Annotated in this window: 12 protein-coding genes; 4 read left to right on the plus strand and 8 right to left on the minus strand. The window is 59.7% G+C overall.

Annotated elements, in window-relative coordinates; all coding sequences use genetic code 11:
- The first annotated feature begins 15 nt into the window (after positions 1–15).
- Positions 16–1914 carry a hypothetical protein gene (locus tag CVU60_06120; protein ID PKN42562.1) on the plus strand — a complete coding sequence of 633 codons (1899 nt, stop codon included), beginning with the start codon at positions 16–18 and terminating at the stop codon, positions 1912–1914.
- An 82-nt stretch (positions 1915–1996) separates the two neighbouring features.
- On the opposite strand, the gene CVU60_06125 is transcribed toward CVU60_06120, so the two are convergent.
- From CVU60_06125 to CVU60_06145, 5 genes are all read right to left on the minus strand, one after another.
- Positions 1997–2482 (minus strand): hypothetical protein, encoded by a 486-nt coding sequence (locus CVU60_06125; GenBank protein PKN42563.1) that lies wholly within the window; start codon positions 2480–2482, stop codon positions 1997–1999.
- Positions 2479–3018: a hypothetical protein gene (locus CVU60_06130; protein PKN42564.1), complete on the minus strand. Its 540-nt coding sequence runs from the start codon at positions 3016–3018 to the stop codon at positions 2479–2481. The genes CVU60_06125 and CVU60_06130 overlap by 4 nt, the downstream gene beginning before the upstream one ends.
- Before the next feature lie 48 nt (positions 3019–3066).
- Positions 3067–3696 (minus strand): phosphohydrolase, encoded by a 630-nt coding sequence (locus CVU60_06135; protein PKN42565.1) that lies wholly within the window; start codon positions 3694–3696, stop codon positions 3067–3069.
- Complete coding sequence (locus CVU60_06140; GenBank protein PKN42566.1) at positions 3677–4852, minus strand: bifunctional ornithine acetyltransferase/N-acetylglutamate synthase; 1176 nt, start codon at positions 4850–4852, stop codon at positions 3677–3679. Before CVU60_06140 ends, CVU60_06135 begins: the two co-directional genes overlap by 20 nt.
- An 85-nt stretch (positions 4853–4937) precedes the next feature.
- Complete coding sequence (locus CVU60_06145) at positions 4938–5387, minus strand: hypothetical protein (GenBank protein ID PKN42567.1); 450 nt, start codon at positions 5385–5387, stop codon at positions 4938–4940.
- 196 nt (positions 5388–5583) lie between these two features.
- Between CVU60_06145 and CVU60_06150 the strand changes: the two genes are divergently transcribed.
- Together CVU60_06150 and CVU60_06155 are read left to right on the plus strand one after the other, a co-directional pair.
- Complete coding sequence (locus CVU60_06150) at positions 5584–6456, plus strand: UDP-N-acetylenolpyruvoylglucosamine reductase (protein ID PKN42568.1); 873 nt, start codon at positions 5584–5586, stop codon at positions 6454–6456.
- 26 nt (positions 6457–6482) lie between these two features.
- Positions 6483–8153 carry a formate--tetrahydrofolate ligase gene (locus CVU60_06155; GenBank protein PKN42592.1) on the plus strand — a complete coding sequence of 557 codons (1671 nt, stop codon included), beginning with the start codon at positions 6483–6485 and terminating at the stop codon, positions 8151–8153.
- Between the two features lie 102 nt (positions 8154–8255).
- Here CVU60_06155 and CVU60_06160 read toward each other — a convergent pair whose 3' ends face one another.
- Together CVU60_06160 and CVU60_06165 are read right to left on the minus strand one after the other, a co-directional pair.
- A complete protein-coding gene (locus tag CVU60_06160) occupies positions 8256–10202 on the minus strand; it encodes a methionine--tRNA ligase (GenBank protein PKN42569.1) in 1947 nt (648 codons plus the stop codon).
- Positions 10203–10226: 24 nt separating this feature from the next.
- Positions 10227–11492, minus strand: coding sequence for a hypothetical protein (locus CVU60_06165; GenBank protein PKN42570.1), 1266 nt, complete (start codon positions 11490–11492; stop codon positions 10227–10229).
- Between the two features lie 408 nt (positions 11493–11900).
- On the opposite strand from CVU60_06165, the gene CVU60_06170 reads away from it, so the two are divergent.
- On the plus strand, positions 11901–12266 hold the full coding sequence (locus CVU60_06170) for a hypothetical protein (GenBank protein PKN42571.1): 366 nt from the start codon (positions 11901–11903) through the stop codon (positions 12264–12266).
- A 134-nt stretch (positions 12267–12400) separates the two neighbouring features.
- Here the strand turns inward: CVU60_06170 and CVU60_06175 are convergent, their stop codons facing one another.
- Complete coding sequence (locus CVU60_06175) at positions 12401–15040, minus strand: alanine--tRNA ligase (protein ID PKN42572.1); 2640 nt, start codon at positions 15038–15040, stop codon at positions 12401–12403.
- Positions 15041–15062 lie beyond the last annotated feature (22 nt).

Below are 15062 nucleotides of genomic sequence, written 5' to 3' on the forward strand. Positions count from 1 at the left end.
TTTGTCGGAGATTCCATGCTTGATATCCTGCGCCAGGGCGCCCAAAGTTGGGGTATAAAAATCCTCTTCGGCATCATCATCGCCGTGTTTGTCTTGGCCTTTGGCATGAACCGCACGCAGAATGACAACACCACGGTCATCGCGACGGTCAATGATTCCCCCATTCATTTCCAGCCTTTTCAGGAGCGTTTGCAGCGCAGCCTCGAACTCGCCCGTAGCCAGAATCCCGGCCTGACGGCGGAAGTCCTGGCCCAGATGGGTTTCAAACGGCAGATCCTCGAACAAATGATCATCGAGGAGCTGATGCTGCAGCAAGCGGCCAAGCTCGGCCTGACCGTTTCCAAGGAAGAGCTGGCCAAGGAAATTCATCTCATCCCCGCCTTCCAGAACGAAAGCAAAGTCTTTGACCCGGGCGCCTACCAGAACGTGCTGCGTGCCAACAACCTCACTCCCGGCAAATTCGAGTCCGAATACATGCGCGGAATGACCATGGACAAGCTGCGTTCCTACGTCGGCCTGCCCGGACGTCTCGGCGAGGACCAGGCCCGCGACTTCTACACATACGGGCGCAGCACGGCGGTGATTTCCTATCTGATGTACCCATGGGAGCGTTACCAGGACCAGGTCAACGCCACGGAAGAGCGCATCAGCGAATACTACGAAGCGCGCAAGGCCAACTATGCCGTGCCCGCCAGAGCCAAAATCGACTACCTGCTGCTCAATCCCGCGACCTTGGCCGACCTTTCGCTCGTCTCCCCCGAGGAGACCGAAAAGTACTACGCCGAACACAAGGAGCAGTTCAAGGTAGAAGAGCAGGTCAAGGCCCGCCACCTTCTCGTGCGTGTTGACGAAGGCGCCGATGAAGCGGGTGTGGAAAAGGCCATGCAGACCATCAAGGCCGCCCAGAAAGACCTGGCTGCAGGCAAATCCTTTGCCGAGGTCGCCGCAAAATACACCGAGGATCCCTCCGGCACACAGACCGGCGGAGAGCTTGGCTGGTTCGGACGCGGCAGGATGGTCAAGCCCTTCGAGGACGCAGCCTTCGCCCTTGAAAAAGGCGCGGTCAGTGAACCGGTCCGCACCCAGTTCGGTTTCCACCTGATTTACGTTGAAGACGTCAAAAGCGCGGGATACGAGGATTTCGAGTCTGTCGCAACCGACATCGCCAGCATCATCGCCGAGGATCGCGCGGCGGAAACACTTCAGGATCGTCTCGACCAGGCCCTGGAAATGGTGCTCGTTGGTGAGCCTCTCGATGCCGTGGCCAAGGCCATTGGCCTGAAGCTTGAAGTCCGCGGAACGGGCTATTTCACCAAGAATCAGGGACCAAGAGAACTGCCCGGTCTTTCTCCGGAAAATGTGCAGACGCTCTTCGACCTGCCCCTGGACATAACAACACAGTCCCCGTTGCCCATTGCGAACGGATACCTGCTCGCCACCAAGCGCGAACAGGTGGCTGAAAGCGTGCAGCCGCTGGAAGCGGTCAGAACGGAGATCGTTGCGGCTATCACCCGCGAAGAAGCCCTGAAAATGGCCAAAGCCGCCGGAGACAAGGATCTGGAGTTGTTGCTAAAGGGTGAGTCCCTGGCCGACGCCTCCCCTAAGGAGACGGAACCTTTCGGACGCCAAGGCTCCATAAACGGCTTGGGCATGAACCAGCTCTTGTCCGCAAAGGCCTTTGAAACCGAATCCGGTTCCTGGCTCCCCGAATCCTATGCCTTCCCCGAAGGATACGTTCTGGCCAAGGCCGTCAAGGTGACTCCGCCGGCCGACGAGGAATGGGCCGCAGAGAAGGACCTGTGGCTGACCTCCCTCAATGAACGGGCCGAGGAGCAGACCGTGCAGGCCTTTGTCGCGGATCTGCGCGCCAAGGCGGATGTTCGCATCACCAACCCCGCACTGCTCGATAATTAACGCCGCCATTGGCGTCCCACAAAAAGCGAAAAGCCCGTCTCGATTGAGGCGGGCTTTTTTCATGCGCGGCAGCAAGGCTCCGTCAGATGGTTATCCACTCCACCTCAGGTTCCTGATCGGCTCGCAGATAAAGCCTGGCCATGCCGCCGTCACCGGATCTTGGCCAAAACAGGGAGCCTGGGTTGAGCAAGCGCACACCGCCAGGCGACAGCCTCCAGTCACGAATGTGCGTGTGCCCGTAGCAGACTATATCCACGCCCTGAAATCGTTCCGCAACGACATCCCCCACCCGGGAACGCGGCCCCCATCCATGGCCCATGCCCAAGCGGAACCCTTCCAACTCCAGTTCGCGCAGCACGGGCAGGGTTCCGTTCAAAGGAGACAGATCGCAGTTACCCTGCACGGAATAAAATCTGGGATGGGAATTGAGAAATGACCATGTCTCTTCACTCACGCAGTCCCCGCAATGCAGAAGCACGTCGGCATCACGGCAATGACGCTCGAAAATCGCGGCCAGCAGGTTGTCCGGTTGATCCAGATGCGTATCGGACATGACCGCGACAATCATGAGGCCCCCTTGCGCGCCAATGGTTGAATCACGAATTCACACTCAATCCACAATGATTCTCCGGGTCCGGCTGAATTGCCGTAAGTGGATTTGAGCGTGGACAGAAAAGAAAGCAGAAAAGCCTGGAATTGCTGGTCGCCGGAAACATTGTTGACCACAAACTCGCCGATTCTGCCGTCTTCGAGAATGCTGAGGCTGACCAGAGCATAGCCGGTGCTGTCGGGTGACATGTTTTCCCACAGGGACCGGATGGCTCGCTGCACGGCTCGCGCACGCTTCAGATCCGCTTCGCTGCGAGGCTTCGAGACGCGCTTGCGTGTATCGGGACGCGCCTGCACATCAACGGAGATATGCAACGGCATCGTGTCCGGCCGGGAAACGTCCTGTGCTTGCTGCTCGCGAAAAATTCGTTCGCGGTACATGTTGATGGTGTCGAGGTTGAGTTCGAGGACGCTTGGCAAGCCGTAAAGAGGCCCGAAAAAGACAAACCAGGCAGGAATCACATGCAGACAAAGCGCCAGAAAAAAACTGAACACTGCCCTCCCGAGACGAGATCTGCTTGCTTCTGGCGCTGCCATGGTCCGCTAGGGGCGGGGCTTGCCGTTCCCCTTGCGCCACCAGGACTCGTCCGGCCGAACAAACCACCAGTCCGACTGGTCCGTGGCCTGTATGGCCCGGGCAAGCTCCAGGGCCGGGTCCGTTTTGAGCCGCAAAACCGCATGATCAAGCCATTTGGACGCATAAGGATTGCCCAGGTCCTGCTCCTCTTTCAGGTTGGCGATGAAATCGAGCTGGTCCGCATCCTGAGCCAGCCTGGATTCAAGGGTCTCGCCAGCCTCAAGTTCGTGCCAAAGCTCGAGAACCTCTTCCCGAAAACCCGTGCCCTCCAGGGCGTGCGTGAAGGCCAGGACCGGATTGCTCGTGTTGTAGATGCGATTCACATAGTTGAAATCGCCGATGCGGGCCTCGTGCACATCATGGAAGAGGCACAGGAAAACGGTCCTGGCCACATCCGCTCCGGCTTTGCGCGCCAGCATGTACCCGATCATGGCCGTGCGGAAAGAATGCTCGGCCACGTTTTCAGCGCCCGAACCAAGAAACTGGTATCCGGTGCGCGGAGTCTTACGCAACATGCCAAGCTCAAAAACAAAATCGGCCAGGCGTTTCCAGGTTTGATCCGTCATTGCCTTGGCTTCAGGTTCGGTATTCAGCATTGATCTTGATGTACTCCTCGGTGAAATCGGAAGCCATTAGCATAAGCTCAGCCTCTCCGGCATGAAGCTCCAGGTCGATATCGACAATGTCCCGGCGCAGAGCCGAGGCCAGGAGGCTGTCCCAGTCTGCCTTGACCGGGGTACCCTGACGGAAAATTGTCATGCCCGCGATGCGCACGACCACGTCCTCGGGCGTAAACGCTGCACCGCTGCGACCCAAAGCGGCCACGATGCGGCCCCAGTTGGGATCGCGGCCATACAGGGCGGTCTTGACCAGCGGAGAATTGCCCACCGCCCGCCCGGCAAGCTGCGCGTCGGCCATGCTGGCCGCGCCGCGAACATTGATGCGCATGACCTTGGTTCCGCCTTCGGCGTCCTGCACGATCATGTAGGCCAGATCCTGACAGATTTCGAGCAACGCCTCCTCCAGAAGATCAAGGTCCGCGCCCTGCGCGCTGGCTGCGGTGCCGTTGGCCAATGCCAGAACACAATCGTTGGTGCTGGTGTCGCCGTCAACGGTGATGGCGTTGAAGCTTTTGTCCGCGCAGCGGGCCAGAGCGCCCTGCCACCATTCCGGCTCCACACCGGCATCGCACAGGATGAAGCCGAGCATGGTGGCCATGTTCGGACAGATCATGCCTGCGCCCTTGCAAAAACCGGCCAGCCGGACCGTGCCGGAAGAAAGCCGAACCTCGCGCGCGGCGAGCTTGGGAAAAGTGTCCGTGGTCATGATCGCCCGGGCCATGTCCACCAGCCCCACCCGGCCAAGATTGTCTCGCAGGGCGGGAACCCCCTTCTCCCATAGCTCCATCTTGAGCTGGTCGCCGATAACTCCCGTGGAAGCGGGCAGAATCGCGGAAGCATCAAGACCGAGGGCGGACAGCATCTCGAGGGTGCCCCGGCAGTTCGCAATGCCTTCCTGACCGGTACATGCGTTGGCCTGCCCGGAATTCACCACGATGGCACGAATGCCCGAGGGATTTTCTTCAAGGATGTCCCGGGCCACAAGAACGGAAGCGGCCTGAAAACGGTTGGTGGTGAAGACTCCGGCTGCAACAGCCGGGACAGTGCTGACCACCAGCCCCAGATCCGAGCGCCCCGGTCGTTTGAAACCGCACTGCGCAGTGGAAAATTGAAAACCGGAAGGAATGCTCATGATGCCTCCAGATGCAGAAAGTTTCGCACCAAATATGCGCAGCCGCGATTTCTGACAGGGGAAAAAATCTTTGTCAAACAGGGAACTAGCTGTCGCGCTCGAAATAGTCGTCGCTTAGCTGGCAACAATTGGGGGCGCCCTGGGCCAATTCGGCCAGACTGATGGTGTCCAGCTCGCGCAGCATGGCGTCCGTAGCCCGCTGCCAGGCCGCCCGGGTGAGACAGACGTCCGTCTTTTCACACAGCTCCGGCGTGCTCAGGCAGGCCGAAAGCTCCACCGAGCCTTCCATGATGCGCACGATGTCTCCAAGCGTGATACTCTCCGGCGAACGACTCAACTGGTGTCCGCCGGATGCCCCACGCTTGCTCGTGACCATTCCCGCATGCTTCAGAGGCTTGATGATTTGTTCGATGAACGGCACGGTGATTCCAGTGCGCTCGGAAATGTCGTTCACGCGATGAGGAACGCCCTCGTTGTGCAGCGCCAGGTCAAGCAGGATTCGGGACGCATATCTGGATTTCGCGGAAAGCTTCATAATGATCTCGAATGATTGAAATTTTATTTTAAATCGACGGCAGCTCAGGAATACGTCAAAAAAACGTGCCGGTTCCTGCTCACGAAAACAGCGCTCATTCCGATTTGGCCGGCAAGGTTTACTATTCCCTACATGGTCAAAGGCCGCACCGCAATATTGCACCCTTCAGGCAGCGGGAGTACCAAGGCTAAAAAGCATGAAGCACTTAAAAAACGTCCCCCTCAAGAACTACTGCACCTTCCGCATCGGAGGCGTGGCAAAAAATATATTTTTCCCGGAAAATCCGCAGGAGCTGGCTGAAATCGTGCGTCGATACCGCGCCGAAAACACTGCGTTCTGGATTCACGGCGGCGGAGCCAACACGCTTTTCCCGGACAGCGAAATCCTGCTGCCCATCATCTCCACCAGCGAAATGACGGCCTCAGTCCGTGACGGCGGCACAGTGCGCGCACAGGCCGGAAAAACCATGGACGCCTGGGTTCTGGAATGCGTGCGCGAGGGCCTGGGCGGAATCGAATGTCTCTCGGGCATCCCCGGGACCCTCGGCGGGGCGCTGTACATGAACGCCGGAGCCTACGGCCACGAAATCTCGGACCACCTCGTCAGCGTCACGGTTCTGACCCGGGACGGGCGCGTGATCGACATTCCCAAACTTGAATGCGGATTCGGCTACCGCCAGGCCCTGGCCCTGCGCGAGGCGGTCGTGCTGTCCGGAACCTGGGAGCTGCCGCAATCCGACCCTAAGCCCCTCCTCGCCAGACGCAAGGAAATACTGGCCAGGCGCAAGGATAAGCAGCCGCTCGAATTTCCGTCCGCAGGCAGCGTCTTCAAGCGCCCCGAGGGAGCCTACGCATCCCAGCTCATTGACCAGGCTGGCCTCAAGGGTCTGCGCGTGGGCGGTGCGCAGGTATCGGAAAAACACGCCGGATTCATCATCAACGTGGACAACGCCACATGCCGGGACGTGCTCGAGCTGGTAGAGATTTGCCGCAAAACCGTGCTGGAGCGTTTCGGTTACGAACTCGAACTCGAACAGTGCCTCTGCCCCTTCTGCCCCGATCACAAATAAGCCAGGAGAGCCTCATGCCCAAGGCCGTGCAGTCCGACATCGCCATCGCCCAAAAATCCAAGATGCATCACATCCGCGACATCGCGGCAAAACTCGGCCTAGGGGACGACCAGCTCGAACCCTATGGCAAGTACAAAGCCAAGCTCCCGCTGGCGCTGGCTGAAAAAGACCAGTGCAAGTACGGTAAGCTCATCCTCGTCTCCGCCATCACCCCGACCCCGGCCGGCGAAGGCAAGACCACCGTGTCCATCGGGTTGAACGACGGGCTGAACCGCATCGGAAAGAAGTCCATGGTCGTGCTGCGCGAACCTTCGCTCGGCCCGGTGTTCGGCATCAAGGGCGGCGCCACCGGCGGCGGCTACTCGCAGCTTTTGCCCATGGAGGACATCAACCTCCACTTCACCGGCGATTTTGCCGCCATTGAGAAGGCCAACAACCTGCTGGCCGCACTCATAGACAACAACCTGCAGAGCAAAAGCCGCTCGCTCAATCTCGATGGCCGCACCGTAGCCTGGAAGCGGGTCATGGACATGAACGACCGCTCGCTTAGGCGCCTGGTCTGCGGCCTGGGCGGTCTTGCGCACGGCGTGCCCCGCGAGACCGGATTTGACATCACGGCGGCCTCGGAGATCATGGCCATTCTCTGCCTGGCCGATGATCTTCCGGACCTGAAACGCCGCTTGGGAGACATCTTTCTCGGATTCACCTTTGCTCGCGAGCCCATCCATGCCCGTGACCTGAACGCCCAGGGAGCCATGGCAGCCCTGCTCAAGGAAGCCGTCAAGCCCAATCTCATCCAGTCCCTGGAAGGCAATCCGGCCATCATGCACGGCGGTCCCTTCGCCAACATCGCCCAAGGCACCAACACGGTCATCGCCACCCGCACAGGTCTTTGCCTGGCCGACTACGTGGTCACGGAGGCGGGTTTCGGCTTTGACCTCGGTGGGGAGAAATTCCTGGACATCAAGTGCCAGTCCGCCGGATTCGACCCCTGCGCCGTGGTCCTGGTGGCCACTGTGCGGGCGCTCAAATACCATGGCGGGGTCGAGCTTGCGCACCTGTCCGTGCCCAATGCCAAGGCCCTCAGCCGGGGGCTTGAGAACCTTACCAAGCAGATCGAGAACGTGCGTCTTTTCCATCTTACGCCCATCGTGGCCATCAACCGTTTCGCCACAGACACGGATGAGGAGCATCAGGTCATCCTCGACCACTGCCAGTTCATGGGTGTGCAGGCGGCTGTCATGGAAGCTTGGGAAAAAGGCGGCGAAGGGGCCGAGGAGCTGGCGGAACTTGTGGCGGCCACGGCCGACCAGTGCACCGCGCACTACAAGCCGCTGTACGACTGGAACCAGAGCGTGCGCGAAAAGATCGAGATCATTGCCACCCGCGTTTACGGAGCGGCCTCGGTGGAATATGCGCCCGGCGCGCTCAAAGATCTGGAAAAGGTCCGGCAGCTGGGCCTTGAAGGATTGCCCGTTTGCATCGCCAAGACCCAAAGCTCCCTCTCGGACCAGCCAGGATTGCGCGGCCGCCCTCGTGATTTCGTAGCCACAGTGCGCGAGGTCGAAATCGCCTCCGGAGCGGGATTTCTGGTGCCCATCACCGGCAACATGATGCGCATGCCCGGTCTGCCGGAGGTCCCCTCGGCGGAAAAAATCGACATCGACGAGCAGGGCGTCATCAGCGGACTTTTCTAGGCTGCAAGCAAAAAAGAGCCCGCGCCATGTGATGGCGCGGGCTCGTCGGATAAATCGGGGAGATGAATTCCCGCCTTTCAGCTCACAAATCCAGCCCTAAAATCAGGAGACCTTGCCTCCGTTGGCCACTTCCGAACTCGGCCCAAGCAAAGCGAGGCCCCCTTCCTTCTTCACCGCCAGCACCATGCCCTGGGAAACCAGGCCACGCAGCTTGCGCGGTTTGAGATTGGCGACCACGACCACCTGACGACCCACCAGTTCCTCGGGCTTGAAGAACTCGGCGATACCGGCCACGACCTGCCGGGGCGTTTCTTCGGCGGTATCGATCTTCAGCACCAGCAGGCGGTCCGCTTCTGGGTGCGGGGTCGCTTCGAGCACCGTGCCGACGCGAAGGTCGACCTTGGCGAAATCCTCGAACTCGATGCAGTCCGGGCAGGCCATCTCGATCTTGGCCTCGGGCTTTGGCGCCTTGGCGGGCTTGGCCTTTTTGGGCTCGGCGGCCGTCTCATCACGCTGCTCCAGGTCCTGGCGGGGGAAGAGGTTGGAGCGCTCCGCAACGGGCGTGCCCGGAGCCAGGCCGAACCAGGAGGAGATCTCGGATTCGAGATCCGAGCCCTCGACGCTGAACTTCACTCCGAGCTGGGCCAGCATGGTCTCGCTGGTGCTCGGCATGACGGGCCACAGATGCACGGCCACCTTTCGCATGCCTTCGAGGATGACGTACAGGACCGTACCCAGACGATTCATGTCCTTGTTCTTGTAAAGGGTCCAGGGGGCCGAAGAGTCGATGTATTTGTTCAAGTGACGGACCAGTTCCCACAGGGATTTGAGCGCCCTTGAAAACTGGAAGTGTTCAAACTGGCTCTGATAATTGGCCATGGCATTGTGTCCGAGGTCGAGCACTTCCCGGTCAAGATCGAGAAGCTCTCCGCATTCAGGGACCACCCCTCCAAAATACTTGTGGGTCATGGACAGGCTGCGCGAAAAGAGATTGCCCAGATCATTGGCCAAGTCGGCGTTGAAACGTCCCACCAGTGCGTCCTCGCTGAACGAGGAATCCTGTCCGAAACTCATCTCCGACAGCAGAAAATAGCGGAAGGCGCTGAGCCCGTATTTCTGGGCCATGTCCAGGGGAGCGACCACGTTGCCAATGCTCTTGGACATCTTGGTCTCGTTCACGGTCCAGTAGCCGTGCACGCGCAGCCCCTTGTAGAGCGGAATCCCCGCCGACATGAGCATGGTCGGCCAGAATACGGCGTGCGGCTTCAGGATGTCCTTGGCCACCAGGTGGTGCGCCCCGGGCCAGTATTTGCGGAAATCCTCGCCGTCGGGATAACCGAGCGCCGAAATATAATTTATGAGCGCGTCGAACCATACATAAGTCACGAAATCGGAATCAAAGGGCAGCTCGATGCCCCAGGTCAGCCGCGTTTTCGGCCGGGAAATGCACAGATCGCCCAGGTCCTCCTTGAGCATGGACAGGACCTCGTTGCGGTAGCGCTCGGGCTGGATGAAGTCCGGATTGGCCTCGATATGCTCGCGCAGCGGCTCCAGATATTTGCTCATGCGGAAGAAGTAGTTCTTTTCCTTGATGAACGTAGGCACGGTCTGATGGTCTGGACACTTGCCGTCCACCAACTCCTTGTCCGTGTAGAAACGCTCGCACCCGAAGCAGTAATGCCCCCCGTATTCGTCGAAGTAGATGTCCCCCTTGTCGAACACGGTCTGCAATACGCTCCGCACGCAGGCCTTGTGCTTCAGGTCCGTGGTCCGGATGAACTGATCGTTGGTCACCTCCAGCACGGGCCAAAGGTCCTTGAAGAGCTGACTGATGGTGTCGGAATAGGTCTTGGGATCCTGGCCGGCCGCCTCGGCGGCCTGCACAATCTTGTCGCCGTGCTCGTCCGTACCGGTCAGAAAAAATGTCGCGTCACCCTTGAGACGATGAAAGCGGTTCACGCTGTCGGCGACAATGGTCGTATATCCGTGCCCCAGATGGGGCCGGGCGTTCACATAATATATGGGTGTGGATATGAAAAACGGTTTCAAGCGGTTCTCCTTGTCTGCCGGAATTTATTGCTGCCCGGAGGGCTTTTGTGAATGATTCTTGCGCCCGGGACTTGGCTTGCGCCGCTTGTCCCTGGGCCGATACTCCTTGCGTTCGCGCTGCTGGTCGGAACCCTCCGACCGGCTTTCCGGCCGGCTCTCAGGGCGATCGGCGACTGCCGCAGGCGCGTCATCGTTTTTGGAACGGGACGGACCACGATCAGGACGGTCGGAACGAGGGGGACGGTCGGGACGTTCTGTTCGTTCGGTGCGATCAGCCCGTTCGGGACGCTCCGAGCGATCAGGGCGATCCGTTTTGGGTCCGGGAGGACGCTCTCCACCAGGACGGGGACGCTGATCCCTGCGCGGGGGTTTGGGTCTGCGGTCCGGACGAGTGGTCTTGTCTCTGAGCTCCGGATCCATGAGCGCGGCCAGTTCGGCCGGCACTTCTTCGGGGGCATCATCACGAGCGGTCATGCGCGGCTGGTCCGGCAGGACCATGGCCGCCCAGTCGGACAGGGAAAAATCCAACTCATCACCGACTTCGTTCAGAACGCTGACGGAATCTCGAAACATGTTGGCCCGCAAGGTTTTCATGGGGCCTTCAGTGGTCATGTAGCGGCGGCCCAGCTTGGGAGCGCGGCGCTGAAAATCCGCATAGTTTTCTTTCTCGTAGGCCAGACAGCACAGCAGGCGGCCGCAAACCCCGGAAATTTTGGCCGGATTCAAAAAGAGATTCTGATCCTTGGCCATCTTGATTGTCACCGGCTCGAAACGCCGCAGGTAACGGCGACAGCAGCACATCTGCCCGCAGTTGCCGAGCGCACCGATCATCTGCGTCTCATGGCGCACTCCGATCTGGCGCAGTTCGATGCGGGTGCGGTAATTACGCACCAGATCCTTGACCAGTTCCCGGAAATCGACCCGGCCCGGAGCCGTGAAGTAAAAGATCATCTTGCTCTTGTCGAAGTAGATCTCGACGTCCACAAGTTTCATGTCCAGGTTCATGCGCGCCATGGACTTCTGGCAGTATTTGCGGGCGTCCCTGGCCAGTTCATCGTTCTCGCGGCCAATCTCCACATCTTCGGCCGTGGCAGGACGGTAGATCGGCTTGATCGACTCCAGATCCAGGCCTTCGGGAAGAATGTCGCGCAAGGCCACAATCTCTCCGAAACCGATCCCTTCCTCCGTCTTGACCAGAACCCAGTCGTGCAGGGAGAGGACGAAAGGCGTGGCCAAAAAATAATATATCTGTCCCTGGCGTCTGAAAGAAACACCAACGTATTGAGCCATAACATATCCTAAAATTTGCCCGTCGGGGGCAACGGAAAAACGGTAACGATTCACAAAGCGCCAAAGCGCAAACAACCGGTTCCGGGCGAATACCCGGAACCGGTTGTGTATCGGGAGAATACGAAAGTGACAAGCTGGAGAAGTCCAGGCGTTCCCGCGATTTCCGGAGTTCATTGAGCCCGGGTCCCATGGCGTAGGGCGCTTGCATATTTGCGACGACACTACCCGATGAAACGTCTTCAGGGATGACGCTTGCGGCCCCGGGCAACGAGCGCCTCAAGCAGCGCACGCTCCGAACCCGCCAGGTTGCAATGTAAGTTACCGGGAAGGCCGCGTTTTTCTCGTGCTTGTCAAAATACCTCGGCAAACATAAGGATAAACGAAACCCCGTGCAGGAAGGATTTTTACATGACCGTCGATCCCTTAAGTTCATATTCCAGTCAGAGCCTTGGCTCCGACGTGAAATTGAATGGCGGACCGTCGCGGGAAATGCTCCTGGCCAGGGTATCCACACGCACCGTCGCGGTGCAACTCGGCAAGCTCGGCGTCAGCCTGAGCACCCAGAACATCTCCCTGGACGAACCCGCCCCGAAAATCCTCAAGGATTTCGCGCAAGAGCTGGAACTTCAGTACCTGACTCAGCACGTTTCTCCATACAGACCCGCCGGGAACTATTCCCAAAACGCAAATCTGCAACGTCTGGGCGCCGGAGCCTACAGCCAGCAAGCCTTTCAGACCCGCACCATCAATCCCATGATCAGCGTGACGGTGTAGTCCTACGGACCGCATCGGGCAACGCACTGCAAAACACGGCAAAGGCCGCGCGGAGCGGATCGACGCGTTCGCAAGGGCAACTTGCGCCACGAGCTCTCCAAAAAAAGAGCCGCCATTTCCGGCGGCTCCTGCTCCTATTTGGACAAAAAGGCTTCCAGCTTTGCCAGCGCCCGGTCGATGCCTTCCGGCTCCGAGCCTCCAGCCTGAGCCAGATCGGGCCGTCCGCCGCCGCCACCCTTGATCTCGTCCGAGACCTCCTTGATGAGCGCCGGAGCCGTGTAACGTCCGTGCAGATCCTTGCTGACCGCGAGCACGAGCATAGCCTTGCCGTCGATCTCGGCCGCCAGGGCGATGATGCCGCTTGAAAGCTTGGAGCGCAGGTCATCCATGAGATTCCTGAGTGCGTTCATGTCCGGAGCGTCAACCTTTCTGGCCAGGACCTTCATTCCGGCGATGTCTTTGGCTTCCGAAGCCAGATCCTTGCCGCTCTCGGACATGACCTTGGCCTGCAAGGCCTGCAGCTCCCGCGAGAGCGCCTTGGACTGATCCTGCAGGGCCGCGATCTTCTTGCCCAGTTCATGAGGAGAAGCCTTGAGCGCTGCGGCTGCCGCGCGCACTTCCTCGCGCTGCGCCTGCCAGTGGCGAAGCGCATCCCAACCGGTCAGGGCTTCGATGCGCCGCACTCCGGCGGCGATGCCCGCCTCGGACAGGATGGCAAACGATCCGGCCTGACCCGTGGAAGACAGGTGGGTTCCACCGCAGAGTTCCACGGATTCCCCCGCCATCTCGACCACTCGCACATCGGCCTCGTATTTTTCCCCGAAAAGGGCCATGGCCTGCTTCTCATGCACAGCGGCATCGTAGGACATGACCTGGGTGACGATGGGCGCGTCGGCCAGAATGGCCCGGTTGACCTCATTTTCGACCTGCTGCAGCTCTTCCGCCGAAAGGCCGCTAATATGCGTGAAGTCAAAGCGCAGCCGTGACGGGCCGACCAGGGATCCGGCCTGCTTGACATGTTCGCCCAGCACCCGGCGCAGGGCCGCGTGCAGCAGATGGGTGGCGGAGTGGTTGCGCGCGGTGGCAATGCGCTCTCCCTCCTCGACAAAAAGTTCCACTTCCTGATCGGCCAGGATCTCGCCGCTGCCGACCTCTATCTTGTGCACAATAAGTCCGGCAGCGGGCTTCAGGGTGTCCAGGACCCTGGCGCTGCCCGTAGGCGCCTGTACACGGCCCGTGTCTCCCATCTGTCCGCCCGACTCGCCGTAGAAAGGCGTCTTCAAGGTGACCATGAAGCCCGTGCCGGAGTTCAGGCGCTCGACCGGCTGTCCTTCGGCGTCCAGCAAGGCGACAATGCGGCCGGTCGCGGCCAGGCAGTCGTAGCCGATGAACTCCGACTCCAGCCCGGCGCCCGTGAGGGCCGCGAACTGTCCGGCCAGGCCCTTGTCGCCGGAGCCCGCCCAGGCCTGCTTGGATTTCTTCTTCTGCACGGACATGTGCTCGCGAAAACCGGCCTCATCAACACTGAAGCCCTGCTTTTCGGCGATGTCGTTAACGATATCGAGGGGGAAGCCGTAGGTGTCATAGAGCTTGAAAGCCGTCTCGCCGCTGATGGTCGCAAGGCCACCCGCCTTGAGGCTGGCCATCTCGTCCTCCAGAATGCGCAGGCCCTTGTCCAGGGTTTCTCCGAAACGCTCTTCTTCCTGACGGACGACACGGACCATGAACTCCCTGCTTGCGACGAGCTCCGGAAAAGTGCCACCCATCTCGTTCACGACCTGATCCGCAGTGTAGCACAGGAAGGGTTCGTCAAAACCGAGGAGCTTGCCGAAGCGATAGGCGCGACGGATCAGCCGGCGCAGCACGTAACCGCGGCCTTCGTTGGAGGGCAGCATGCCATCGGCCAGAAGAAAGGCGATGGAACGGCTGTGATCGGCGATGACGCGCAGCGCCGTATCCGATTCCTCGCCCTGATGGTAGGCCACGCCTGCCTTTTTGGCCATGGTCTGAATGAGCCCCTGAAAGAGATCTGTATCGAAATTGGAGCGCTTGCCCTGGCAAACGGCCGTGACACGCTCAAGACCCATGCCCGTGTCGATGCTGGGCTTGGGCAGGGGAGTCAGGGTTCCGTCCTCGGAGCGATTGAACTGCATGAAGACCAGGTTCCAGATTTCAAGGTATCTGTCGCAGTCGCACTTGCCGATGCCGCAGTCCGGGCCGCAGGCCATGTCCGCGCCCTGGTCCACATAGATTTCGGAGCACGGACCGCAGGGACCTGTGTCGCCCATGGCCCAGAAATTGTCTTTCTCACCCAGGCGGAAGATGCGCTCCGCAGGCACTCCGGCCACCTTGCGCCAAAGTTCTCCCGCCTCATCGTCGTCGCGGAAGATGGACACAAAGAGTTTTTCCTTGTCCAGGCCAAGTTCCACGGTCACAAAATTCCAGGCCAGACGGATGGCGTCTTCCTTGAAATAATCGCCAAAAGAAAAATTGCCGAGCATCTCGAAGAAGGTGTGATGACGGGCCGTGCGTCCCACGTTTTCAAGATCGTTGTGCTTGCCGCCAACGCGCAGACATTTCTGGGACGTGGCCGCCCTTGTGTAGTCGCGCTTCTCCTGACCCAGGAAGATTTTCTTGAACTGGACCATGCCCGCGTTGGTGAACAGAAGAGTCGGGTCGTCCTGGGGCACCAAGGATGAGCTGGGCTGCACGCTATGTCCGTGCTCCCGGAAATATTCCAAAAACCGTTTGCGAATTTCGCCAGCACTGATCACGTTATCCACCTCGTTGCGGCCC

It is taken from the genome of Deltaproteobacteria bacterium HGW-Deltaproteobacteria-18, from assembly GCA_002841885.1.
Taxonomy (GTDB): Bacteria; Desulfobacterota; Desulfovibrionia; order Desulfovibrionales; family Desulfomicrobiaceae; genus Desulfomicrobium.

Excerpts from the sequence above, each read along its gene's own strand:
- CVU60_06120 (PKN42562.1), top strand. The coding sequence starts at position 16 with ATGCTTGATATCCTGCGCCAGGGCGCCCAAAGTTGGGGTATAAAAATC.
- CVU60_06150 (PKN42568.1), top strand. The coding sequence starts at position 5,584 with ATGAAGCACTTAAAAAACGTCCCCCTCAAGAACTACTGCACCTTCCGC.
- CVU60_06145 (PKN42567.1), bottom strand. The coding sequence starts at position 5,387 with ATGAAGCTTTCCGCGAAATCCAGATATGCGTCCCGAATCCTGCTTGAC.
- CVU60_06125 (PKN42563.1), bottom strand. The coding sequence starts at position 2,482 with ATGATTGTCGCGGTCATGTCCGATACGCATCTGGATCAACCGGACAAC.
- CVU60_06165 (PKN42570.1), bottom strand. The coding sequence starts at position 11,492 with ATGGCTCAATACGTTGGTGTTTCTTTCAGACGCCAGGGACAGATATAT.
- CVU60_06135 (PKN42565.1), bottom strand. The coding sequence starts at position 3,696 with ATGCTGAATACCGAACCTGAAGCCAAGGCAATGACGGATCAAACCTGG.
- CVU60_06140 (PKN42566.1), bottom strand. The coding sequence starts at position 4,852 with ATGAGCATTCCTTCCGGTTTTCAATTTTCCACTGCGCAGTGCGGTTTC.
- CVU60_06170 (PKN42571.1), top strand. The coding sequence starts at position 11,901 with ATGACCGTCGATCCCTTAAGTTCATATTCCAGTCAGAGCCTTGGCTCC.